Here is a 24,007-nt window from a genome sequence, read left to right as displayed (position 1 = left end):
GAAACGGTCGTTTTAGTAGGGCCATGCCATCGCGAGGCGTTGCATGGCGGCGCAGGTCTCTTGAAGTGTGCGACGTTCGCGTAACCCCTGTTGAAGAAAGGTATTCACAGCAGGCATTAACTCGACCACCTTGTCGATCTGTGGACTTGTCCCCTTGGTATAGGCCCCGATCCGGATCAAGTCTTGGACGTCGGCATAGGTTGCCATGATGTTGCGAATCTTTCGTGCTGCCGCTTGCTGCGCCGGATCGGAAACATTCAGAAACGCGCGACTGACGCTATTGGAAATGTTGATGGCCGGAAAACGACCGGATTCCGCGATTTTGCGATCGAGCACAATGTGGCCATCCAACAGCGAACGCGCAGAATCTGCCACGGGTTCGGAAAGGTCATCCCCTTCGACCAGCACGGTCAGGAAGCCGGTGATACTTCCTGTCGCGGAATTGCCCAGTTGTTCGACCGTGTTTGCCAGGATCTGAAACACCGAGGGCGTATACCCGCGGGCACTGGGCGGCTCGCCCAGACTCAGGCCCAATTCTCGTTGCGCCATGGCCAGTCGTGTCAGACTGTCGAGGAAGAACAGCACGTTGGCTCCGCGTGATCGAAACGAATCGGCCATCGCAATGGCGGTCTCGACGGCGCGAATGCGCATCATGGGCAATTGATCGCTGCTGGAAATGACGACCGCGGACTTGGCGATCCCTTCCTGCCCTAGGCAGTCCTCGACGAATGGGCGAAGTTCACATCCGCGTTCGCCCACAAGGCAGATGACATTCATGTCGGCTTCCGCGGACTTGGCAATTTCGCCCATCAGCGTGCTCTTGCCCACGCCGCTGCCAGCAAAGATCCCCAACCGCTGTCCGCGTCCGCAAAGCAGCAGGCCGTCGATGGCCTTCTGTCCTGTGATGAACGGCTTGCTGATCCGTTCGCGCTGCAATGGCGATGGGGGCGTGTTGCGGACGACGCGACGTTCGGAAGGTCGTACGGGCCCTTTGCCGTCGATGGGTCGGCCGAGTCCATCGAAGATCCGACCGAGAATTCCGTTTCCGACAGGAACGGAACGACGCTCTGGCAAGCGCAGGACGAGTTGTCCCGAACGCAGTTCATCAGCGCATTCATACGGCGCCAGTTGAGACAACCCGCGTTTGAAACCAATGACCTCGGCAGGAATCTGGCGTCCTCCTTTTTCGATGATCAGGCATTGATCACCCAATGCCGCCGGTAATGCGCACGCCAGCCCGTCTTCAACGACCTGCAAGCGGCTCTGCACCTGAAATCCGTCACATGTGCGGATTTCGCGGACCAGGCGTTCAATTTCGAGGTTCAGCATGTCCACTTACCGTTGAAAGAAGTTCGCGGCGGATTTCCTCGACCTGACGACGAAGTTCGTAGACGACGGTGATCTCGCCCGCTTTTGCCTTGCAATCACCGCGAACCAGCGTGGCGTCGGCGACGAACTGCATGGATTTGTCGCCATTGGAGTCTCCAATCGTGGAGAGGTCTTGGACCAGTGCCAGATCGGCGGGATGAAGCCGAACGACGGGAGCCTGACTGGATTCGAGTCGGCTGACGACTTCATGCACCAGGTTCGCAATGGGAAAGCGATCTTCGTCGATTTCTTCGAAAACCAATTTGGAAGCGATGGCGTGGGCCAATTCGATCGTTGCTTCTTGGACTTCGCGAATCAGGCTGCTCATTTGTTGTTCGACGGTTTTTGAAACGCGATTCAACTCTTGCGCCGCGTTCTGGAAAAGCGTTCTTTGTTCCTGCAGGACGCGTAATTCCTGTTCAGCCGCCGCTTGCAGACTCCGTCGTTCCTGCTCGAGTCGTTCGGCCTGAGCGGCAATTTCCGCCGATTGGTGCGATGTTTTCTCACCGGCCTTCGGCAGATTCTGCCGAGGTCGAGTGCCCCAGCTGGCTCTTTCTTGAAGAATTCGCGCCGACGGTGATTCGGTCACGCCCGTTAGCTCAGCCGCGCGAACCGGCAATTTCAGCGGAATGAGGAATTCGATCATTCGTGTTCGCTCCAATACCGAGCGCATGAAATCGGCAGAAATTGCCGATTCTCGGTTGAGACCACGCCAGTGAATGCACGATCACTCGAGTGGCTCTGCATATACCAACCTCATTCTGCTTCGATCGCGTCTCGGCTCAAAAGGCAACGACTGGTCTGCGCTGAAGGTGCGCCTGTGTAATCGTCACAATCGCTACCTTCGCTTCAGGCTATTCATTTCCACTCACGAGTCGGCGCCCAAGATGGGATTCGCCCGACCATGGTCGCCGCCGTCACCGCAGTCCGGATCGCCGATCGCAGTCCTGTCGATCAAAGCGCATCCGCGTCGTCGTCGTTTGGCGCGAACTCCGTCAGTTCCACCTCGAACTTGGGAGCGACTTCGTCCTTTGAAGTCTTACTGTTACAGCAGATTGGAATTTCTCTGCCGCCCCAATCCGCCTACGACGCGCCCGCAGAAACGGGAGTGAGCGAGACATCGAAAACGCCGTCATCAAACGACGATCAGTGGCCCGTGCAAAAGCCAAAAGAGGACCTGAATACGACGGCCGTCAATTACTTTTTTGTGCCGACCACCCTGCTGGGCGACACACCTCCGGCAGAAACGGCCGATCTACACCCTGTTGCATTCGACAGTGTTGCATTCGACAGTGTTGCATTCGACGATGGAAAAGGCCTGACTTCGAAACAACCAGGCGTAGGAATGACGTCCGAAGAGCCCGCCGGCTCAGCCAAGAACAAGCCGACAACGAATACGGCAATCACGTCGAACGGATCCGAATCCTCTCTCGAAACGACGACAGCGGAAACATCACCGTCAACTGTCGAAGCGGCAAAGCACGATCCAAGCGCCAGTGTCCCCGATCGGCCGTCGGATTCGAAAGTGCCGCAGCTGGCTGCAGCCGAGACACTTTCCGTGATCGCTCGACAATCGGAACTGCCCGTGACGCAGCCCGTCCAATCCGCTTCCGTTCGTCCGTCTAATGCTTCCGGCGAAATCCAATCGGTGGACGGGACCAGACTTCTGTCTGAATCAATGATTTCGCTGTCGACGCTGAATCCAGGTGGGCGTTCTTCGCAGCTGGAACAGAATCAATCTGACTCGAATGCCGACCGCGATTCGAGTGACGACTCAAAGCAAACTCCTGCGAAAAATGACGCCCCGCACATCAGTACGACGACGTTCTTCCCCACTCTGGGGGGGGTGACCGATGTTCGTTTCTCAAGCCCGGACTCATCGTCATCAATTTCCAGTCAGCTTTCGACGGCCATCGCGGACAAGCTGAACGAAGCGACCGGCGAAGGTCCGACAACGGTGCGGATTCGGCTGGAGCAGAAGGAATTAGGGACAATCGACGTGCATCTGTCGGTTCACGAGGGAGTCGTCTCGATTCGTATCGCGGCCGCCGACCAGCTCACACAACAGTTGATCAACGGCCAGATGGATGAACTGCGACAGTCTCTGACGCAGCGTGGTGTGAACTTCGGTGACATGCAGGCTTCGAATGAGTCCGGCGGGCAGCAGTCGTCTTGTGATCAGGGATCATCTCACACGGGATCGATTCGAATCACACCACCGTCCCGTTTTTGGCGTCAACCGCTTGCAGCCACGACGACATCGCGAGCGAACAGCGGGCTGCTGAATTACGTCGCTTGAGGTTCTCGCGCAGATCTCGATTCACCGAACGAGACATGATCGCGGCTCAAGCCGGTCCATGCTGACGGCCAACTCAACAAGCGTTCGCCAATCGCGCGATCCGCTTTGATCAAACGTTTCGCTTCAAGCTCTCTGCACGGCATGCTCAGCAGAAACGCGTCGTCAGCGCGGCTTCCGATCACGTGCACGTCTGCCCACGCGGCAGTGATCACGATCGCATCGAGTGCCCTGAATCGTGGCGTCGATAGGCCCCGCTTCGGCAATTCTTGCCGATGACTTCAGTTCGGATGTCAGCGCGACAGAATTTTGTGTTGAAACGAAGGCGATTTATTCGATGAAAGGACAGTGACGTGGAAATGGTGAAGGAATCGACTCGGCGTTTTTGGAAAGGACTCAATCTCCATGGCCTCGTCAACCAGTGCCACTTCTCAAGTCGATCAGAATCAATTCCTGCAGTTGATGGTGAAACAACTCCAATCGCAAGACCCCTTAAATCCGACGGACAGCGGACAAATGCTTGCGCAGTTGGCTCAGTTCTCAACGCTCAGCGGTATGGAAAAGTTGAACACCAGTTTCAGCGAGATGTTGACACTGCAAGAGATTTCACAGGGTTCCAACCTGGTTGGGAAGCAGATCTCGTACACGAATACGTCTGGAGCCTCGGCATCGGGCACCGTTTCTGCGGTCAACATGTCGAACGGCAGTGTTTCGTTAACAGTGGGTAAAGACAGCGTTTCGTTGAGTCAGATTACGGGCTTCACGGGCGCCTAGCGACAACTGACATTGAAATTGCAAAGGCGTGGAATGGGTCACGGAACGACCGATTCGGCCTTGATCAAGAAACTTATTCGTAATTCGAGGTGATTGAAGTACTTCAATAAATAGATTCGGAATCGGCAAGGACGCCGCTTACGAGTGTTGGTTTTGTGATGCATATCGCGTCACGAGGATTACACTTATCGTAGCGAAGGTCCTACTCCATGATTCCGGCTCTTTTTACCAGTTCTTCAGCGCTCGGTGCGAATCAATTGATGCTCGGTGTCGTCGGTAATAACCTGGCGAACTCAAACACAGCGGGCTACAAGTCGCAAACACTGCTGTTCTCGAACCAATTCTCGCAATTGCTCAGCGGAGGTAGTCAACCGACGGGAGTCACCGGCGGTAAGAACCCTCTGCAAGTCGGGATGGGTGTGCAGGTCGCCGGAACGACGACCAATCAGACACAAGGCACATTCCAGCCAACGGGAAATCCGCTCGACCTGGCAATTCAGGATGGCGGCTATTTCATTCTCAACAATGGCGGCCAGACTGTTTACACCCGCTTCGGTTCGTTCAACGCCGACGCCAATGGAACGATGGTCGATCCCACCACAGGAGCCAAGCTACAACGCATTGGGACCATCGGCGAAGCGACGGCCACGACACCTGCGTTCCAGATACCGGGCGACACCGATATCAAGATTCCGAAAGGACTAACGATCCCTGGTTCAGCAACGACCCAAGTGACATTCACCGGTAATCTGAACGCAAACGCAGTCGGCCCCCTGGCACAAGTTTTGACATCCGGCCAAGCGTTAGTCTCGGGAGGGGTCGCCGCAACGTTGAATACCGCACTGAATGCGCTCGACAAGACAACCATTTCCAGCACCACTCCCACTGGATATGCCGTCGGCGATCAAATCTCGATCTCAGGGACTCGCGTTGATGGCACACAAGTCAACGCAACATACACGTTGACGGGCGACCCCACCCAGGACACCGTGGGGGGATTGCTGTCGGCGATTAACAAGGCGTTCTTGTCGGGAACCACAACCACAGGTTCGACCGCGACCCTCGATTCGACCGGTCGCATCGTCTTGACCGCCAATCAACCGGGCCCCGCCTCGACCACCCTTTCGCTGGGAAACGTGATTCCGACTCCGTCTGGCACGGCGACCCAATTCTCGAACTTCGTGCAATCGACAACGGGCAAAGCGGGCGATACGTCAACGACGGTGATTCCGGTCTATGATTCCCAGGGAACACCACATAACGTGACCTTCGCATTTCAGAAGATCTCGGACAACCGCTGGAACATTACCGCATCGATGGATCCGTCCGAAGGAACAATCTCGGGCTTCGGACTCGATAACACCGTCGCCGGGGTGACATTCAATTCTGATGGAACGCTGCAAAGCATCGCGGGCAACAGCACCTCCGAAGTGCTTGTTTCGAAAAATCCGATGACGACGGGTGGAGTCGCTGCCACGGCAGCGACTACGCTTGAATCGCTCGATCAACATCTTCCCGCCGGGACACCCTACGGTCCATCCGATACGATTCAAATCTCTGGAGTCGGCTTCACAGGCAATACGATCGCGCCGGTCTCTGTCCCTGCGTTCGATCCGGTGACAGGCAATCCGGCGACAGTCGGTGACCTACTCACCGCAATCAACTCAGCATTCGGCAATGCCGTCGCCACGTTGGATTCGTCTGGAAACATTGTCTTCTCGGCGAGCTCGCAAGGGCAAACATCCCTATCGCTCAAGATTGCCGATTCGTTGGGCAATACGGGAGGTTCGACCACGAATTTCAGTGGCTTTACCGAAGCCGTTCGCGGGACAAACGGTGACGGCAACATCAAGTTCCAGATCAACAATCTGGCCGGCTTCGGGTCACCACAACAGATCAGTCTCAATCTGGGAACCCCGGACAAGATGGATGGAATCTATCAAACCGGCTCGAACCCAACCATCACCGCATCAAACCAGGATGGTTTCGCCCAGGGAACGCTTGAAACCTATAGCGTCAATCTGGATGGAGTCATCACGGGCAAGTTCTCGAACGGCAAGTCCGAGTCGATCGCGCAGATAGCGCTCGCGAATTTCACAAACCCTGGGGGGTTGATTAGCGCGGGAAGTAACTACCTGTTGTATTCGACAGCGTCCGGTCTACCGACGATCTCTGCCCCCCTGTCTGGTTCAGCCGGCTCGATTCAGAGTGGTGGCTTGGAAGGTTCCAATGTCGACGTTGGTTCGGAATTCACGAATCTGATCGCCGCACAGCGAGGTTATCAGGTCAATGCGAAGGCATTCAGCGTCGCGAACCAGTTGATGCAAGATGCCGTCGACCTGATCCGCTAATCGTGACCTCTTGACCACGTAGTTACCCGAAGCGCGCGAGTTCCTCCAATCATGGCGGGACTCGCGTTTCTGGTCCCGGTTGACCGCCTTCCGACGAAAACCACACCGAGAGCCAGCGTCAGGCTCATCGTGTCGCGCGTCATGTCCTCAAGTGCCCCTGCCACGAAATCCCCTGGGCCACTTCAATCCAAACGGAGACCGAATTTCTTCTGCCTTTTGATTCCGGAAGCCAAAAAGGGCATAGCGAAACGGTAGCGATCCGTGGCCGGCCCAAGTACCCTAAATCGGCGGACGGATGAACCGCAGGATGAATCAGATTGGAGCCTGGCGTGAGAGATTGCCTGGGAACGCAACGACGACGCGACTTCCTGAGAACCGGTAGCCTGGCACTGTCCTCGTTCGGGATGGCTGATCTGCTGCGTTCGGAATCACAGGCTGCTGCGGGCAGCCTGCGCGGCAAATCCATGATCGTCCTCTGGCTGTGGGGCGGTCCCAGCCATATGGAGACGTTTGATCTCAAGCCGTCCGCACCAACCGAATACCGCGGCGAGTTTCAGCCGATCGCGACGAACGTTCCCGGAATCGAGATCAGTGAACATCTTCCGCTATTGGCGCGTCAGGCCGATCGGTTCGCCTTGATCCGGTCGCTGCATCACGACAGCCCGGGTCACGTCAATTCGACTCATACAATGCTGACGGGATACGAAGGGGACGCGATCGAGAATCCTCCCTTTCTTCCGAAGTATCCCGACATGCGAGCGGTGATCGGTCGAGCGAAAGGGCCGCGTTCTTCGCAGTTGCCAACCCATGTCGCGATGCCCTACACGAAGTACTATGGCAGCGCCTATTTGGGAAACCATCTCGATCCGTTGCTGATCGCCGACGATCCCAATGCCGCAAACTTTTCCGTGCCGGGTTTCGCCGTCGAAGCATCGTTAAGGCCACGCTTCAGTGACCGTGTCGCGTTGCTGTCACAGTTTGACCGCTACCGTCGCGACATCGATGCCAGCGGCGCGATGACGTCGATGGACCGCTTTCAACATGAAGCGGCCTCGATCTTGACAGGCGATGCCGCGCGACAGGCGTTTGACATTCATTCCGAGCCCGCGGAAGTCCGCGATCGGTATGGTCGTCACGACGTCGGACAACGCTGCCTGCTGGCACGACGGCTGGTTGAAGCGGGCGTTCGATTGGTCACCATCGATTTCTCGACCGTGAAAGGACAAAAGGCGTTCAGTTGGGACGACCACGCGAGCGTCTGGAATATCTTCGAACAGATGAAGGTCCGACTTCCCGTCCTTGATCAGGTCGTCTCGGCGATGATCCAGGACCTTTACGAACGCCAACTGCAAAACGACGTGTTGCTCGTCGTGATGGGCGAGATGTCCCACACACCGCGGCTGAGCAATTTCAATGGTCAACCCGGTCGAGAACATTGGGGACAGACGATGTCGGTTCTGCTGGCAGGCGGAGGATTGCGAATGGGCCAGGCCGTTGGCGCAACGAGTATTAAAGGAGATGAACCGACCGTGCGGCCCTTCACGCCCAACGACCTGCAAGCCACCTTCTATCACGCGATGGGTGTGCCACTCGACCTATCATTCCGCAACTTCGCCGGTCGACCGACACCGATCCTGCCCGGCGGAGTGCCGATCGAAGAACTGATTTGAACTACAGCCGGGTCCGAGTCGCACGGTCGCTTGGCGCCGTCGCCGCACGCCTACGATTGAACCACAGAATATCCGTGCCGAAATAACATTCGTGCCGAAGTCTCGTCCCGTGGCAGGGAACACAGTTGATGGAAAAAACGTCTATGGTGCGGTTCGCACTCGCTCAGACCGCGCTGCCTGCCGCGCTGGTCCTGCTGCGGATCATTGGCACTTCGATCGCTGCCGACGAGGCAAGACAACCTGTCCCCGAAACGGTAGCCCCCGCGCCGATCGAACGGCTTGGTGAGGAGGGGGCTCGAGCGCAGCACCAATTCTACGAAATCGATCGTACGATCCCACTGGAAGCCCGCGTCGTCGAAAAGATTGAGAAAGAGGGATTCACCCGGGAGAAGATCGTCTTTCGCGGCGCACAGGGGTTTCTGGTTCCCGGTTATTTTCAGTACCCGACGGATCGCTCGGGCCCACTTCCTTGTGTTCTGCTGCTGCATGGCTGGTCGGGTTCCAAGGATCACTGGTGGACCGATGGGAACTACATTAAAGGCGGTAACGTTCGACGAGGACTGCTTGCGGCCGGATACGCGATCTTTGCCTTGGATGCGCAGTGCCATGGGGATCGCATTGCGCAAAATGATTTCGCCCCCGTGAACCACTTTAACGACCCCACATTGGACACCCCCCAGCGTCGCGGCTACTTCACTCAACAGGAAATTTACATTCAAACGACGAGGGACTATCGTCGAGCGATCGACTACCTGGAGTCGCGATCCGACGTGAACGCGACTCGGATCGGAATGTTGGGCTACAGCATGGGCGGGGCACAGACGTTTCTGGTTACCGGCGTCGAACCGCGAATCAAAGTCGCGGTGTCGTGCTGTCCGCCCGCCGAGATCTCAAAGTGGTCACCCGTGGCTCCACAGAATTTCGCAGAGGGAATTGCGAACCGGCCGATGTTGATGATCATGGGCACGTCCGATCCATTGTGTCACATCGAGCAGGCCCGTCAGCTCTACGCAATGATCAATTCAAGTGAGAAGAAACTGATCGAGATCGATGCCGATCACAAGTTGCCTGTCGAGTACGTACCGCTGGCAATTGCTTGGATTCAGCGCCACTTGTGATTTCAGATCGTGGACACGTTGACGGAATTCACAACGGCATTCGAGAACAACGTGAGGGCGAGTCCGGATCGACCTCGACTTGTACGACCGCTTTCCATTTCGCCTTTGAACCGCAGCAAGGACGAGAACACTCGTCGCGAAACGGCCGTTTCTGCCGAAGTTCAGTGAGATACAGGACAAATGTCCCGGAACTCGACTCGACAGCAAATCCATCTTGGATCATTCTGTGACGCCGGTCGATTACTGACGAACGTTGGTGTCGACCAGATGGAACGGGTCCCTTGCTCAAGGATCAACGTGATGGATCAATCCGAATACGGCCGCCGGCCCATTGATGAATACGCAGACGACCGCCATCTGGTTCAATTTGACTTGGGCCGAAAATTGCGACAGGCCCTCCGACTGGGGAGTTTTGGAGCTGGGCGTTCGATGAGCGATATCGCCGTCGAGGCTCGCGCAGAGCGAAAATCGATCTCGGAATCGTGGTTCGCAAATCGCAAGGCTGGCTAACTCGATCTGCGTTAAGAGCGCACGGTAAGTTGATTCCGTAGTGCATCGAACTCGCAAGTCCATTGAGCTCAACACGAGCGTGCCCCGTCTTGAGGTGCAGCTTTCGGTGGGACTGCTTCGCAGCTTTGATGCGCGACTTGGTCAATTGCGCCGCGCGTCGACCGCCGGCCGCAAGTCGACACGCACCAAGGGATTTGGGGCCATCTCACACTTCCCTTCGGGAACGAGTAGCGTATCGAACCCGAGTTGATGCGGTACGGAACTCGCCACGAGCAGGCCAACACGCCTGCGGGAAATACGCGAACCAGTCAGAACGGAGTGGTTTTGCCCTCCCTCTCTCTGCCCCGGTGAATTCCATTCGAATCGGCTGTTTTGTTGCGTTTTTGCCGAAACTTCCTGAAATCGTCGATTACTTGAAACGGACAGGCTTTCGAACTGGGTTCTACAGTTAGGGATGCATCTGTTCGTCTCTGCCGCCGTTGATCCGCACGAGATCAAGCGAGTTTTCGAGTTGCGAGGAACGTCATGACCGGCAAGTGGTTGTGTATTTTGGCGACAATCTTTGGCATGGCGGGAGTGATCGCCGCCGGTGATCTTGTCTCGAAAACGCCAGCATCGGTCCGGCAGGCACCGCGGATTCTGAACGCGAAAGAACGAAACATCGGGCAGTTGATCGCCGACGTTGAATTTCAGGGCGTCGCCGGAAAGCATCACCGACTCAGCGATTTCGCCAATCGCAAAGGCGTTGTGATCGCCGTGACGAGCACCAGTTGTCCGCTCAGCAAGAAATACTTTCCCACCTTAGTTCGTCTCGCCCGCCAGTACAGTCAGCAAGGGCTGACATTCGTCCTGGTCAATCCGATGGCCACGGACAAGCCAGTCGCGATTCAACATGACGCAAAGGAACTTGGTCAAAACGGCCTGTACGTTCACGATCAACAAGGCACTCTTAGCGCGGCCCTGCAACTGACCAGCACGACCGACGTCTTGTTGCTCGATCCTGCTCGAACGGTTCGCTATCACGGCGCAATCGACGACCAATATGGATTGGGGTACTCCGCTGCGGCGCCCCGCAAAAGCTACCTCATGTCGGCCATTGACGAGTATTTGCGAGGACAGCCCGTGCAGATTGCGGCGACTGAAGCCCCCGGCTGCCTGCTTGATAACGATGTCCAACCGAAACTCAATCCCGACGTGACGTATCATAACCGAATCTCGCGCCTGATTCAGATGAATTGCGGCGAATGCCACCGCGACGGTGGCGTCGCCCCGTTTTCGCTCGCAACGCGTGCCGATCTGATCGATCATGCCAAGATGATCGAAACAGTGGTGACTCAAGGGACCATGCCGCCCTGGTTCGCCAGCCCCGTCGAGGGACAAAAGGTGAGTCCCTGGATCAATGACTGTTCTCTCAGCCCTTCCGACAAAACGGATCTGTTAGCCTGGCTTAAGAGCGACCGAGCCGAGGGGGATGTGAAAGACGCTTCGCAGCCGGTTCAATATGCCAGCGGCTGGACGATCGGCATGCCGGATCTGGTCCTCAAGTTTCCAGAACCGGTTCACGTTCAAGAGAGCGGCTTCATGCGCTATCAGAACGTCGTCGTCGAGACAGGGCTGAAAGAAGACAAATGGATTCAAGGGATTGAAATTCGCCCCGGTGCCCCGGAAGTTGTCCACCACATCCTAGTCTTCGCCCGCCCCCCACGCGGTGCGGCCAATCAACAGAAGAATTCCCCTCAAGACGAAATCAACTACTGGGCCATCTATGTCCCCGGCAACAACAAGCAGGTCTACCCGGCAGGATTCGCACGGAAGCTGCCCAAGGGAACCCAGATTCGATTCCAGATACACTATACGCCGAATGGCAAGGCCACGGACGATGTCACTCAAATCGGCCTGATGTTTGCAGATAAACCACCCGAGAATGAAGTGAAAACAGCCAGCCTGATCAATGCCTGGTTCGAGATCCCACCGGGGGCCGACAACCACGAGGATTCCGCGAAATTCAAAACCAGTTCGGATGTGACAGTGCTTGGCTATTTGCCACACATGCACCTGCGGGGCAAAGCATGCCGCTATGAAGCGATCATGCCAGACGGCACCCGAGAAACGTTGCTGGACATCCCGCGATATGATTTTAACTGGCAGCTTCTCTACCGCTATGCCGAACCAAGAACCTTCACCAAGGGAACAACGCTGAAGTTCTTCGCGTCATTCGACAACAGTGACAAGAATCCTGCGAATCCCGATCCCAAATCCACCGTCCGCTGGGGCGATCAGACTTACGACGAAATGCTGCTGGGGTACATCGAATATTATGTTCCCGTTCCCAAACCGGGTGAATCCGCGTCCGCAACCGAAACAGTCCAGTTTGGCATGATCGAGGGACGTGAAGACGCATTGTTCAGCGCGCTGGATCTTAACGACGACGACAAACTGTCTCGCGAAGAATTTCTGAAGGTCAGCCAGAATCCGCGACTCAAGCAGACCAATCCGTTCATGGTCAGTGCGATTTTTGTGTCACTCGACAAAGATCACGACGGCGAATTGTCGCTGGAAGAATTCCGCCAAATGCGCGAACTGTTCCGCAAAAAGAAGAATTAGTGGCAACACGAACCTGCGCTGGCAAGTTCGAGAGGATGACCCGCAAAGCTCGATGAAATCTGCGCCGCATGATCCTCGTCATTTCATGCGGCTCCAGCAGCGATGGCGGTCATCAAAATCGACCAAGATGGTCAACTCCGAAGGCATCGTACAAGAAATACAGTGCCAAAAACCGTGATTCTCTTCGAGACGCGGGCCAGCAACACGGTGGACCAAACCAACGCCAATCGAGCTTGCCTGCGTTTTGTCCTGACACCGCCTGACTTCCGTCGCAAAGAGAATTCTGAACATTTTTTCAGCGAGAAAATTCGGGACCATTCGCGATCAGGCTGTGCGTTCTGATAGAATTCGTAGACGAATCGCGATTGTCAAAGGGCCGACAGCACGTCGCGTTGGACGATTGGGGGACCTGCGAAGACTTTCGGCACACGCCAGATCCGCAGCGGTCCATCTCAATTCAGACTCAGCTGGAAACTGAGTCTGATCCCGTCTTGTACGACGTCCCTCAGAACGCTGCCGACGCTTCGGTTTTCGGATTCGTAAAAGAACAAATTCACATACTGCTCATCTCAATTGTGAATTCTGAAATCTGTCAGTGGATCACCGAAGTTCTTCTGACTAAGTTTGCATCTCCGCTTGTCAGTTTGCGCGTATGGCGGCCAAAATATTGGTGCGCTCCACGTGAAAATCGGAATCCGACAGCGCGGAATTATTGATTCTCGGGGGGCCCTCTCATGCACTGCAAGAAATGTTTTTCACCACACCTGCGCCAGAGCCGACGATGGGGGTATCTGCCCCTGTGGTTTATTACCAAGTTGGCACGATGCAGCGATTGCTGGGCTCTGTTTCGCGTTCCATTCTGGGTCCGGCTTGACCCGCCGCAACACGGGGGACTTCGACGGTCCACCGAGTTTGAGGTGCCTGCAGAATTTCGTCGCGTCGACCCCGCCAGCGATAGCAGCATGGGCGTGAGTACAACGGATCGCACGTCCGACGCGTCGATCAGCGCCGAACGCGAGACGCTCGCACACTGAATTCTCAAATGCCGCCGTTCAAAAAAGCCATCGAAGAACTCGCAGCCATCAAGCCGACGAATCTGCGGGCACTACGCGTACACCTGCCAGCCCTGAATGCCTGTGCCACCAGGATGCGCCAGAAATCGAAGTGAATTCGTGCGGAGGGACGACCAGAAACATGGGTCCCTCCCAACTCTCATGAGCAACGGCGACTTGTCCGTTCCCTGCCCTCTTTCGCGAGCTCACGCGACTCACAAATCGCTTGCACGGATCGCCATTTCTTGAAGGCAATAGGCGACGTCGCAATTCATGGCTCTCGCTGCGCCTCTACGACTGAACTTCTGGTCACGTGTCGCCAGCCGTGAAGACCAAAAAGTCACCGGGAGATCATTCAACAACGGGCGACCAACCAAGGATGACGCTACAATCGCGGCCTTGCGAGCCCCCATGTCCAGCCCCAAAGTTCAGGACGAATCGGTGCCGCAATCCGCCTTGTTGCAGCCCCCAAAAACATGGAAACACAGAGTCCCTTCGAAGTGAATTTCTCTCCGCGTTATGGAACCCATCCGATGATCGATTGTCGAAATCGTTGCATTCACACCTTCGCTCTGCTGGCCATCATGCTTTCGGCAGTGACGCTGATACGTTGTGGAGCTTCGCAAGCGGCAGATCCTGAGAAAGCGTACGTCGACCAGCATTACCCCGATTTTGGCTTCCTGCCTTCGCCATCACAGTACAAAGGTCGGCTGTTTACGCTGAGCCAGAAGTATCCGAAAGCCGAACCGGACGTGTCTGAGCGGCCCGAGTTTCTGAAGATTGATTTTCAGAAAAATTGGCGTGAATACTTGCTGGCGGCTCAAGACTACTGCTTCCGCGACAATGTGCTTGGTGGTGATGTGGCGGATGATTTCGATGCCGCATTGCTTGATCAACCAAAGTGGTTTCATGTCCCCTGGCAGCACTATGGGCCGAGTGGCCGCGAAGGCGTGCATGGACTGACCAAAGAGGCCCCTGTCCAACCGCAGCAACTGGCACTCAGCCAAACCTACCAGGGCGGTCAGATGTACGCCGTCGCGATCTACAACTCCTTCGGCGGCTATCAGATCGGCAAGGTCTGGGCCGACAAGAACGTTCCCAATGCGAAGAATGTGCGATTTCCCGTTGGGACAGTGGTCATGAAGGTCCTGTTCACCGACGTGCCTTCGGAAGAGGTTCCTTCGCTGTCGAATCCACTGAAATGGAACGCGTATGTCACCGAGAACTATCTCGCGACGAACCGCGTTTTCAAAGAGGTGTCATTGATCCAGATGGATTTGATGGTACGAGACGAACGGGCTCCCCACGGTTGGGTCTTCGGCAACTATCAATACAACGGCAAGATGAACAACAAGAACAAGTGGAAGAATTTGATACCCGTCGGAATTCAGTGGGGAAATGACCCGGACGTCAACGATGGAACCTGGGGCGATTACACAAATCCGATCCCGGTGATCACGCGACGAAACCCTCATCTGAAACAAACGATCATCAATCCCGATGACAATGAATTGCCTCCCACCCATCTGGGTTGGAATGGCCGTCTGAATGGCCCGGCCGATAACTACTTGAGTTCTTGCATGAGCTGCCATCAGACTGCTCAATCGCCGACGAAGTCACCAAGCAGCCCACTGTTTCAGGCAGCCACTCAAGTTCCACCTGTCGGGTCGAAAGCATGGATGCGATGGTTTCAAAACATCAACTGCGCAGAACGGTTCGACGCGGACAAGCCAACCTCATCAATGGATTTCAGCCTGCAACTTGCGATCAGCCTGCAAAACTTCTATCACTGGAAGGATGAGGCGCATCGGACCATCGCCGGCCGGTACCGGAACGAACAATTGAATCCCGTCGGCGATGACGTGACCGAAGAGTTCGAAATTCTCCGGTCCGAACCGATCGAATCCAATCAAATTAAGCCACGGTAACGCATTTCCTGCACGGACATTGTCGTTCGGAATTTCAACGAGGCCCAGCCACAACAGGCAGGGCCTCGTTCGTATTTCCAGCCCCAGCCGAACGCCATCAACGAACTTGTGATCCCAAGCACGATCCCAGTCGATCTTCGCGCGATAAATGCAGGTCGAGTCTGATCGCCGGTCGAGGGCGTGAGAAAAGATCACCCTCAGGCGACTCGCGAACGCAAATCAGTTGAGTTCGCCGGGCGACGTTATTCCGGGGCGTCCAGTCGATGTCGTCGAACCTACGAATCAGATCAAAGAGTTTCCTCAATTCGTGAGGAGACCATTTCAGATTAATTCGAACGCACATTTGGACACAGACTTGCTTGCCGGGCGGATCTGTTTCGACGAATGTGTCCTTGAGGAGTATCGAATCGCAGCTATCCCGGGGGCTGGAACAGATGCAGATCATTTCAGCAGACAAGATCTTAGCAGCGATCCGAGGAGGGAACCTGGAAGCGATTGGCGACGACGGTGTGATCATGCTTCTTCTGAACGGGAAGGCATTTCTCACCGTATCCGAAGCCCCAACTCCGCGAATTTCGAAAGGCGCGGATCATGCGATCACAATTCTCAGCGGCGACGTCCCGCTTGCAAGAATCGAAAGCGAGTCGGATGACGATGCCGAGAAGATTGCTTCGATCCTGGCCGATCTGCTGATCGTCGTTTGAGTCATTGATGCTGCGGGCCAGGCCGCAGCATTGGCGAAGGCATCGGATTCCGTGGAAGATCCGAACGCAAGAAAAAGTTACGCCATCATTCGTAACTCAATGAGCCGCAATTTGCGAATGCGCTAAACCAAGTCACGTTTGGCCTGCTGAATCGCACGGGTGATTAATAAACAATTATCGGCGATGCAAGCGGAAAATCTGCAGCTGCTCGGCAATACCAACCACAGGGAAAATGGCCGTCGATGAGAACATCGACCAAGTCGCGATATAGAGTGACGTTAATGCAATCTTCGTATTCTTCTTCCATGAAAGCGCCAATCAAGATCCCATTCATCCAGTCTTTTGCTGGACTCGGAAATGGTGGAATCCCCGGGGTCTTCATCGAATGAGCGACGAACCGCGAAACCGGTTCAACATACGAACGTGCGACCTCGTTCCACAGATTAAACCGTTCGACGTGCTCTTCTGACAACGGGGCATAAAGCATGTTGCGAGCTTCAACGGAACACCAAAGCTGTACCTCGTGCTCAACCATTTCAAAGGCCTGCTCCCAGCTAACGACAACATGGAACTTTGAATTTTCCAATGGCAGCCCTGTTTTGCGGAATAATTTGGACGATTGAAGATGTTTCCAAAGCGGCGAATGATCATTGAATTGATAGGTCATGGGACACGCCCTTCAAAGTAGGTACAGGGTGCGCTTTGTGCTTGTCCGAATTAGCGAGACTTGGACGCCTTGCTGCTCCCGCCCGCGCCTTGCTGAGCAGAAGGTGGGCTGAGAGCAAAATCAGAGGCAGGACGATGGACCAGTATGGAAGTTGAAAGGCCCTGAAGTAATGGACAGTCCCAAGGACAGGAAGAATGGCTTGATGCAACTTGAATTCGGCAGACTTTGAAGAGGTCACCAAATTCGCGTCAATCGGAAAGTACCATTCGTCGGGAGCCGGCTCGTGCGTCATCCAAAGAAAGCTTGCCTTCGGGGGGTTGCTTGGAGTCTGGTGAACTGCACTCACAAAGATCAAGCTCTTGCAGGCCGACAGAAGCTCCACGGAAGCGCCGGTACCGAATCCAATGACGAACGTGTCTTGCACGCGATAACTTCTAATCCACCCCGTTGCAAACACACAGGACATCGCCAGCGCCACCACTCCGATCTTTCGTCGCCTCGGCTTGAAGAACTCGCCCATGCGCCTGGCCTCAGTTCGCGATTGTGACCGATGATTCGGTTGTCGTTGCCGGCAGCGGTTTCGAGAGCAGCAGCCAAGCGGATAGGGCCGTTAGCGGGAGGACGAGCGACCAGTAGGGGACTGCGCACCATGGAAGAGTCGCTTGCAACTCACGCAGTTCCTTCTCAGCCGCGTTTTGCAACTCTTCGAATTCGCTTTGTGTAAGGCTCTCTTGAGCGTGCTGCAATACCTTTAATCGCGTTTTGATTAATTTAATCCTTGTTGCGATGAAATCATCTGTCTCGCGACGTTTTCCGATCGGTCTCGACTCGACTCCGCGGGCGTTTCCAACCTTCGCAAGGTCAGAAATCCGCAGTTCGATTCTTCCATCAACGGACTCTAGTCTGTATCCGTTTCCACGATTTACATGATAATATGAATCAATCGTCGCGAGGCTTCTGACCCACCCCGCCGTAAACGCGCACGCCAGCAGCAGCGTGACGATCCCAAATTTTCTTCGCCACGGATTGAAGTAGCTCATTCTGGCACCTTGGCTGACCGCCTTGGCTTGCTGAGCATTCGCCATGCGGACAGCGCCGTTGGCGGGAGGACGATCGACTTGTAGGAAGCTGCGACTTGCCAACAGTAATCGGTTCCTCCGATCAGGAATCCATGCCACTGTAGCCGCCAGAAATCGTGTGCTCGCCTTTCGGCATGAGTTTTTGGTACGTCGGCTTCAGTCGCATCCCCGTTCGTTCCCAGTTCATTTGGCCTAGTGCTTGGTGCATCTTGCCTAGTGTTTGAAGTCCATCCGGTCCAAGATTTGGCACCACTAAGGTGGCGGTGCGTCATCAAAACACCAAGTTCGTCCCCGAATCTTGGATTGCTGAAACGAAAAGTGATATACGAATTTCGGCCACCAAAGCAGACTCGATCGAAAGTACTGAGCCCTCGGAGCCAGGCGGGCGCGACGAAGCAGGCCATCACCAGCGTGGCGACGCCCAACTTGTGTTTCCAACCCCTGTAGAACTCTCGGATGACCTGGCTTATCCGCGACTTGTGACGTAACGTCTGTAGTTTGGCGATAAGAGCCGTGAGGGGCAAGCGTCGACTGGAAGCCAGGCTTTCGAGTGGGACCAGCCGTTGGCTTACAGTCGGGACATTGAGAAGACTCCAGACTGGACCAGCGACCCAATCACCGAGACCCCGCCTGATTCGTTCCTGACCCGATGTCCCCCAGCCATGCCGAGATTCCGTGAGGGCCATTCAGAGCGCCCAACATCATCCATCCGCACGCACACGCATCGAACGTTGCCTGCTGGGCTTGTGGTAGCCGGTTGCTGATGGACCGCCTCTCAGGATCGAATTCCGATCCCCTCAACGCAAGCGGCGTGAATCGCTTCGAGGGACGGGACGACTTCGCGCTGAAACGTCCTTCCAAAAGGGCTGCGTAAATCCGATTCCGTTGGAATGGTTATCGCGGTGTTGGCATCGACGCCGGAGCAGGTGCGGGAAGATTGACCGAAGCGGGCATGGACGGTGATGGAGTCACGTAAGCCCTATGGCCCGTCTGACACTTTCGATGGCAACAGCCGTGGAACCATCCACCGACGTAGTAGTCTCCACCGCCGCAGTTGCCAGACCGACAACCCGAAATGTATCGGCTGTTCACGTCGAAGGGCCACACACCTGCCGTGGCACTCGAAACACCGGAAAATGTGAGGGCAACCGCCAAGATGAGTTTCGTAGGGAGTTCTCGAAACATCGAAGCATTCCTTTGCCTGAGAGAATCTTGATTGTCCCATTGTTCAAATTCGGCCCTTGCGGCCATTCTCAGGACGGAATCTCATCCAAACCTTCCATTCGTCTGGAACCAGAGCGGGACTTTTACGCCTGTGAGCAATTTGACGGGAATTCGAGCGTTTGAGCCGAGAGTTCGATGATTTGTCCCATCAATGAGAAGCCAAGGCCACACGGGTTCGACGGGCGGGGTGTTTCCACATTTCCGTGTCCAACGACCGACATTTCCGGCACATGAGTCGCCTCCGCCAGCGGCAACACTTGCCCCCCTGCCCCTCGGCGACAAGTTTTGAAGTTGATCCCTTCGAAAAACTCCTCACATGGGAAGAGGTTGTACGCGCGATCTCCGTGCCTCTGACCACCACAACGTGGTGGAGTGACCAACCCCAGGGGTGCAATCGTTTCGATCCTTCCCCTGGAAATGGACATCGCAAAGTTTTGTCCTGTCAGGCAACATCGTGAACGATTCTTGCTCGCCAATTGTGAACACGCAAAAATCCTTCACGGCGTTGCCCAGTCAGGGCAAAGGGGGAGTGCAAATTCGGCAATCGATCGTGTCCTGCCGCCCTGACAGGGCGGCAAATCTTGTGGAGTTCATTGCCCCAGGGCAGCGATCGAAACGATCACAGCCCTGGGCTTCTTCCCTTCCGCCCGCTCTGGGGCGGAAGAACGAGCTCACGCTCAACCGATCGAAACTCGCAACTGTGGTGGCGAATTTTTCATGCGGATGAATGCAAAAACGCAACTTCAAACGCGACACGCCGGGATCGTTCAGTGATTGGGAGCATTCGAGGCATCAGCTTAAAAATCACTTACTGGAAATCCGGTGTTTTGCGTCACCAATTCACCGAACGTGATATTTGACATATTTTCCGACAAGAATCGAACCGCTCCATCAGCCGTCAATGCGTGAGCACCACCAGAGTGGAACGCATACAGCCCCGATTCGTTGAAGTTCGAGCAGTTGATCGCGCACGGACCTGCACTGAAATTTGGCGTGCCGATCAAATCAGAACCGCAGAATTCATTTCGTCCCACATTCCAATCGGACCAAGCTCCACCGACGGGAGCCGCCGAGACCATTTCGCCGCTGAAAAACGGGCTCAAAACTTGGCCCGACGCCCCCGCTTTCCAGAGTCTCCCTTTCGCCCAAATATCCGGCTGACCGGCAACTTCCACAATCATCAATGTGTTCGACGCACCGTCGGTGATTTTCTGTAGTTTCGGGCTGGGGTCGTAACGATTTAAAACTCCTCGGGTTTGGTCGGCACTCACCGAGGGATGTGCTTTGACGTAGAGGTCGTTCAATCCCCCATTTCCGCCAGCGAGTCCACCTGAAGAAAGATAGTCACAGGCACTGCCAACGGAATAATACCGTATACCGTGAGCTCCCCAATTAAAGACGTCTCGCTCGGTACACATCGTTCCGTTTGGGCGCGGAGACGAAGGGCACATGAACGCGCTGATGATCGTCGTCGACAATACGGAATAACTCTGTGATTCGCTGTAGTTCGGGAATCCGCGGCCGCCGCCAGGATTGAGCCCGCTCGCGTCGATTGACCCTCCCGTTTCCGTGCTAAAACCCATCGGCACCGAGAAATTCAAGGCATTGTAGACATTCGTCTGATCGAGATAGGGGAGAAGCCTCGCGGTAAAAGGTGCCGCTGCGAGGCTCTGCTGTCCAACACCATAGGGCTGCCGAACACCACCGAGAAGACTGTTGTAGTCCCATCCATCCCCGACCTGATACGTGTAAATGACCGCGGGCGGAAACTGATTGAAGTTCGATTCGTAGTTGAAGACCGCCAAGCCAATCTGCTTCAGATTATTCTTACACTGCGTGCGACGCGCGGCCTCACGCGCCTGTTGAATGGCGGGCAACAAAAGGGCAATCAAAACCGCGATGATCGCCATCACGACGAGCAACTCAATGAGCGAAAAACCCTTCTTCAAGGTCATCACGACGCCCCCGAGAGGTCACTCAATTTCGTGCGAATATGCATGGAATGGGATGCCGTCGCAGTGTAACACCTATGCGATTCAATGACAGGAAAACTGGCAAATACAGTCGGCATTTCGTGAAGTTGACATGCCGACCGTCTTGCTGTTCGATACGATTCGAAATCGCTTTCGGAAGGGATCGGCAATGCTCGACTAAGCAAGATCGCTTCGCATGCGGCTTGTAAGATTGTTCGGATTGACCTGACCACTCGATTGATCGATTCGGCCGCACGCTGAAACAGTTGCTCCTACATTGCCGAAACTCGAAGGCATTCGTCAGATCGACGGCCTCTCACGCAGCCATATCAACCGTTCACAGCCCGAAGAGAGGGGAACAGGCACATTTTCCCGATTCAAATGGAATCCACAGTGCATCGACTAACAGCCTGTTGAAGTAAGGGGGACTGGCTCCGACCAGATGAAAAAGCGCCATGAGATCGTGACGGCCAAGGTGCCTGTCCCCCTTACTTCAACAGTCTGCTAAGGTAAGCCTTCCCTTTATCGCGGGAAAATGAGCCAGTTCCCTGCCTGTGGACGGTTGCTGGAGCCGTTTCAAGGAACGACAGGACCATCAGCGATTTGATCGCCCTATTCGACTCGGATGAGACCTCTGAACGTCGCGAGACACCGATGAAGTTAAGCCTCGAAAACATAGATTCGTTTCCCTCTCGACAATTTTGGCAGATGGGAGTCTCGTGTTGCCGCCGCCTGGCGCACCTCATACATGACAAGCGTCTGATAAAAGCACTGAAACGCTTCGAACAATCGCTGGGACCGCCAGTCGATCATCAAATGCGACATGATGCGTTCAACGCGGCGCACTCTGCATATCTCGACATCGCTCAACGGGACAACGAGATGTCGATTGAGGCCGCTGTCGCCTGCACACTGGTTTGCGCCTGTGAGGATTTGGCGAATTCCGCTCTCCTTGGGAATTTTCGAATCGCCCTTTCCAAAGCAGAGGCGTTGAGCTCGGCTCAAATACGGACGATTGAATTGGAGATGCTCGCACAGATCGAATCGTCTGGTCAGGCCCGAAATTGATTCGATTCACCTGTGGTTCGATGGTTTCAACTCTCTCAGTCCCCGGCAGTACTCGATTCCGTCGGCGGTGGCACTCACCGTGAACCGTTCACAGTCCGAAGAGAGGGGGACAGGCACAATTTCCCGGCTCATTGGAATCCGCAGTGCAAAGACCAGAGAAACCCATCCTTTTGTCGCGGGAAAATGAGCCAGTCCCCGGCCTGTGAACGGTTACGCACTCACCGAATGCCGCGGCTCACTGAACAACAACCACGCTGAGAGCACGGATAGCGGCGCAACGATGGACCAAAAAGGAAGGATATAGTCTTCGGTCTGGCTATTGGCATCTCGCCCGGCTCCGAAATGAAACCCAGCCCAATCCCAACGCCATTCAACTTCATCCACGTCCTCAGACAAGTGATCGCAGAGTCGTGGATTGCCGTGCTCATCCTGGTACCGCCAGTTCTTTGCATCAAGCAAAGCTGACTTCCAATAGGAGTGCGACTTATTTCCTGGCGTTGTCACTCGACCAAAATCAATTTCACCCCACCCCGTTTCAATGCAAAATGTGACGTCACCCAAAGCAAGTAGCGCGAGATCGTATATCAACAGGCTTCTGACCCAGCCGGCTGTAAACACACACGCCATCAGCGTTGTCACCACGCCAATCTTTCGTCTCAGCGGCGTGAAGTAGGTCATTTTTGGTCAGCTTCTGCAGTTGTCGTCTGTGACGGCATTGTCGAAATCGGTTTTGAGATGATCAGCCATGCGGACAGTCCTGTTAGCGGGAGGACGAGGGACCAGAACGGCATCATCCAAAACACGCATCGGGAGTCATCGTTTGATTGTTCATGCCACTCTCCGATATCGAAACCTAAACCTTTCCACTCCCAAGCGACAACGATTGGGATAATAAAGTCCGACCAAGGACTGACATCGAGCGAAATCAGCTCGCTTCTTGACCACCCAGGAATGTAACCCAACGTTTGATTGTCACTACAAGAGTACCGCTGCCAGATCAACCCGCCTCGGCGAAGTCCGACAGAATGGTAAAGTCTCGCTTCGCCGGTGCCAAAACAATACTCGCCATTGACGTTGAGGCTGGTGATCCATCCCGCCATGACCATGCAAGCCATTAGCAGCGTGACGACGCCAAGCTTCCTGCGCCAGGGCTTGAAGTAGCTCATTGAAGCGGACCTTCCGTGGCTTGCGTCGGCTGCCGCGTGCCTGGATTCCAGAGAAGCATGAAGTGGACCCCGTTTTTCGGACCACCGGGAGCCAATTCTTAGATGGTCTTCACCGGGGTCTGGAGCGAGGGATTTGATAGGCTTGCCAGGGAGTGCGGTTGGCCAAACCCTGGTGAGGTCGCTCGTGGCGATAGTACTGGAAGTACGCCTTCAATCCTTCATGACAATCGGCTCCTGTCACGTATTCCTTGAGGTAGATGTTCTCGTATTTCACGGTTCGCCAAAGTCGTTCGATCATCACGTTGTCAATCGCTCGCCCTTTCCCATCCATGCTGATGGCGATCGACTCCTGTTCGAGTCGCTTGGTAAATTCGTGACTCGTAAATTGCGATCCTTGGTCCGTGTTGAAGATCTCGGGACGACCATACTTCAACGCTTCGTCGAGAGCTTCCATA

Annotated in this window: 20 protein-coding genes; 11 read left to right on the top strand and 9 right to left on the bottom strand. The window is 55.2% G+C overall.

Going from position 1 to position 24,007, the window contains the following annotated elements; translation table 11 throughout:
* Window positions 1-12 precede the first annotated feature (12 nt).
* Complete coding sequence (locus tag OSO_RS0137750; protein ID WP_029247885.1) at window positions 13-1,329, bottom strand: FliI/YscN family ATPase; 1,317 nt, start codon at window positions 1,327-1,329, stop codon at window positions 13-15.
* Window positions 1,310-2,014, bottom strand: coding sequence for a FliH/SctL family protein (locus OSO_RS50275; RefSeq protein WP_010587921.1), 705 nt, complete (start codon window positions 2,012-2,014; stop codon window positions 1,310-1,312). Before OSO_RS50275 ends, OSO_RS0137750 begins: the two co-directional genes overlap by 20 nt.
* A gap of 258 nt (window positions 2,015-2,272) precedes the next feature.
* Here OSO_RS50275 and OSO_RS0137730 point away from each other — a divergent pair, with 258 nt between their 5' ends.
* The 11 genes from OSO_RS0137730 to OSO_RS0137635 all read left to right on the top strand — a co-directional run bounded on the left by OSO_RS0137730 (window position 2,273) and on the right by OSO_RS0137635 (window position 16,375).
* On the top strand, window positions 2,273-3,667 hold the full coding sequence (locus tag OSO_RS0137730; RefSeq protein ID WP_010587920.1) for a flagellar hook-length control protein FliK: 1,395 nt from the start codon (window positions 2,273-2,275) through the stop codon (window positions 3,665-3,667).
* 402 nt (window positions 3,668-4,069) lie between these two features.
* Entirely contained in the window at window positions 4,070-4,438 is a 369-nt protein-coding gene (locus OSO_RS0137715; protein WP_010587918.1) for a flagellar hook assembly protein FlgD, read from the top strand.
* Window positions 4,439-4,647: 209 nt separating this feature from the next.
* Window positions 4,648-6,789 (top strand): flagellar hook-basal body complex protein, encoded by a 2,142-nt coding sequence (locus OSO_RS0137710; protein ID WP_010587917.1) that lies wholly within the window; start codon window positions 4,648-4,650, stop codon window positions 6,787-6,789.
* Window positions 6,790-7,118: 329 nt separating this feature from the next.
* Window positions 7,119-8,459, top strand: a complete 1,341-nt coding sequence (locus OSO_RS0137705) for a DUF1501 domain-containing protein (protein WP_029247882.1) — start codon at window positions 7,119-7,121, stop codon at window positions 8,457-8,459.
* A gap of 128 nt (window positions 8,460-8,587) precedes the next feature.
* Window positions 8,588-9,577 carry an alpha/beta hydrolase gene (locus OSO_RS0137700; RefSeq protein WP_086013411.1) on the top strand — a complete coding sequence of 330 codons (990 nt, stop codon included), beginning with the start codon at window positions 8,588-8,590 and terminating at the stop codon, window positions 9,575-9,577.
* Window positions 9,578-9,877: 300 nt separating this feature from the next.
* Window positions 9,878-10,087 carry a hypothetical protein gene (locus tag OSO_RS51220; protein WP_010587913.1) on the top strand — a complete coding sequence of 70 codons (210 nt, stop codon included), beginning with the start codon at window positions 9,878-9,880 and terminating at the stop codon, window positions 10,085-10,087.
* A 525-nt stretch (window positions 10,088-10,612) separates the two neighbouring features.
* Window positions 10,613-12,691 carry an EF-hand domain-containing protein gene (locus OSO_RS46710; protein WP_010587911.1) on the top strand — a complete coding sequence of 693 codons (2,079 nt, stop codon included), beginning with the start codon at window positions 10,613-10,615 and terminating at the stop codon, window positions 12,689-12,691.
* Window positions 12,692-13,425: 734 nt separating this feature from the next.
* The gene (locus tag OSO_RS0137660; protein WP_010587908.1) at window positions 13,426-13,725 is read left to right on the top strand and encodes a hypothetical protein; all 300 of its coding nucleotides are present in this window, start codon (window positions 13,426-13,428) and stop codon (window positions 13,723-13,725) included.
* 8 nt (window positions 13,726-13,733) lie between these two features.
* A complete protein-coding gene (locus tag OSO_RS52355) occupies window positions 13,734-13,859 on the top strand; it encodes a hypothetical protein (RefSeq protein WP_261340402.1) in 126 nt (41 codons plus the stop codon).
* Window positions 13,860-14,276: 417 nt separating this feature from the next.
* Window positions 14,277-15,671 (top strand): hypothetical protein, encoded by a 1,395-nt coding sequence (locus tag OSO_RS46705; protein WP_010587907.1) that lies wholly within the window; start codon window positions 14,277-14,279, stop codon window positions 15,669-15,671.
* 434 nt (window positions 15,672-16,105) lie between these two features.
* On the top strand, window positions 16,106-16,375 hold the full coding sequence (locus OSO_RS0137635; RefSeq protein ID WP_010587905.1) for a hypothetical protein: 270 nt from the start codon (window positions 16,106-16,108) through the stop codon (window positions 16,373-16,375).
* A 163-nt stretch (window positions 16,376-16,538) separates the two neighbouring features.
* Here the strand turns inward: OSO_RS0137635 and OSO_RS0137630 are convergent, their stop codons facing one another.
* The 7 genes from OSO_RS0137630 to OSO_RS0137570 all read right to left on the bottom strand — a co-directional run.
* On the bottom strand, window positions 16,539-17,042 hold the full coding sequence (locus tag OSO_RS0137630) for a hypothetical protein (RefSeq protein WP_010587904.1): 504 nt from the start codon (window positions 17,040-17,042) through the stop codon (window positions 16,539-16,541).
* 530 nt (window positions 17,043-17,572) lie between these two features.
* Window positions 17,573-18,184, bottom strand: coding sequence for a hypothetical protein (locus tag OSO_RS0137620; RefSeq protein WP_010587902.1), 612 nt, complete (start codon window positions 18,182-18,184; stop codon window positions 17,573-17,575).
* Window positions 18,185-19,015: 831 nt separating this feature from the next.
* Complete coding sequence (locus OSO_RS51215; protein WP_010587900.1) at window positions 19,016-19,306, bottom strand: hypothetical protein; 291 nt, start codon at window positions 19,304-19,306, stop codon at window positions 19,016-19,018.
* Window positions 19,307-20,142: 836 nt separating this feature from the next.
* A complete protein-coding gene (locus tag OSO_RS0137590) occupies window positions 20,143-21,300 on the bottom strand; it encodes a DUF1559 domain-containing protein (protein ID WP_010587898.1) in 1,158 nt (385 codons plus the stop codon).
* A gap of 1,296 nt (window positions 21,301-22,596) precedes the next feature.
* Window positions 22,597-23,064: a hypothetical protein gene (locus tag OSO_RS0137580; RefSeq protein WP_010587896.1), complete on the bottom strand. Its 468-nt coding sequence runs from the start codon at window positions 23,062-23,064 to the stop codon at window positions 22,597-22,599.
* Window positions 23,061-23,552: a hypothetical protein gene (locus OSO_RS0137575; protein ID WP_010587895.1), complete on the bottom strand. Its 492-nt coding sequence runs from the start codon at window positions 23,550-23,552 to the stop codon at window positions 23,061-23,063. Before OSO_RS0137575 ends, OSO_RS0137580 begins: the two co-directional genes overlap by 4 nt.
* Before the next feature lie 109 nt (window positions 23,553-23,661).
* Window positions 23,662-24,007, bottom strand: a 346-nt coding sequence (locus OSO_RS0137570) for an integrase core domain-containing protein (protein WP_010586330.1), incomplete at its 5' end; no start/stop codon positions are given.

The sequence above is a fragment of the Schlesneria paludicola DSM 18645 genome (assembly GCF_000255655.1).
Classification (GTDB): Bacteria; Planctomycetota; Planctomycetia; order Planctomycetales; family Planctomycetaceae; genus Schlesneria; species Schlesneria paludicola.
Note: the sequence above shows the minus strand (reverse complement) of the source record. Positions and strands in the feature narration are given on the sequence as shown.

Bases quoted from the DNA above. Each gene is read 5' to 3' on its own strand.
- OSO_RS51220 (WP_010587913.1), top strand. From the start codon at position 9,878: ATGGATCAATCCGAATACGGCCGCCGGCCCATTGATGAATACGCAGAC.
- OSO_RS0137580 (WP_010587896.1), bottom strand. From the start codon at position 23,064: ATGACCTACTTCACGCCGCTGAGACGAAAGATTGGCGTGGTGACAACG.
- OSO_RS46705 (WP_010587907.1), top strand. From the start codon at position 14,277: ATGATCGATTGTCGAAATCGTTGCATTCACACCTTCGCTCTGCTGGCC.
- OSO_RS0137590 (WP_010587898.1), bottom strand. From the start codon at position 21,300: ATGACCTTGAAGAAGGGTTTTTCGCTCATTGAGTTGCTCGTCGTGATG.
- OSO_RS52355 (WP_261340402.1), top strand. From the start codon at position 13,734: ATGCCGCCGTTCAAAAAAGCCATCGAAGAACTCGCAGCCATCAAGCCG.
- OSO_RS0137700 (WP_086013411.1), top strand. From the start codon at position 8,588: ATGGAAAAAACGTCTATGGTGCGGTTCGCACTCGCTCAGACCGCGCTG.
- OSO_RS0137715 (WP_010587918.1), top strand. From the start codon at position 4,070: ATGGCCTCGTCAACCAGTGCCACTTCTCAAGTCGATCAGAATCAATTC.
- OSO_RS0137630 (WP_010587904.1), bottom strand. From the start codon at position 17,042: ATGACCTATCAATTCAATGATCATTCGCCGCTTTGGAAACATCTTCAA.
- OSO_RS50275 (WP_010587921.1), bottom strand. From the start codon at position 2,014: ATGATCGAATTCCTCATTCCGCTGAAATTGCCGGTTCGCGCGGCTGAG.
- OSO_RS46710 (WP_010587911.1), top strand. From the start codon at position 10,613: ATGACCGGCAAGTGGTTGTGTATTTTGGCGACAATCTTTGGCATGGCG.
- OSO_RS0137750 (WP_029247885.1), bottom strand. From the start codon at position 1,329: ATGCTGAACCTCGAAATTGAACGCCTGGTCCGCGAAATCCGCACATGT.
- OSO_RS0137635 (WP_010587905.1), top strand. From the start codon at position 16,106: ATGCAGATCATTTCAGCAGACAAGATCTTAGCAGCGATCCGAGGAGGG.
- OSO_RS0137660 (WP_010587908.1), top strand. From the start codon at position 13,426: ATGCACTGCAAGAAATGTTTTTCACCACACCTGCGCCAGAGCCGACGA.
- OSO_RS0137575 (WP_010587895.1), bottom strand. From the start codon at position 23,552: ATGAGCTACTTCAAGCCCTGGCGCAGGAAGCTTGGCGTCGTCACGCTG.
- OSO_RS51215 (WP_010587900.1), bottom strand. From the start codon at position 19,306: ATGTTTCGAGAACTCCCTACGAAACTCATCTTGGCGGTTGCCCTCACA.
- OSO_RS0137730 (WP_010587920.1), top strand. From the start codon at position 2,273: ATGGTCGCCGCCGTCACCGCAGTCCGGATCGCCGATCGCAGTCCTGTC.
- OSO_RS0137710 (WP_010587917.1), top strand. From the start codon at position 4,648: ATGATTCCGGCTCTTTTTACCAGTTCTTCAGCGCTCGGTGCGAATCAA.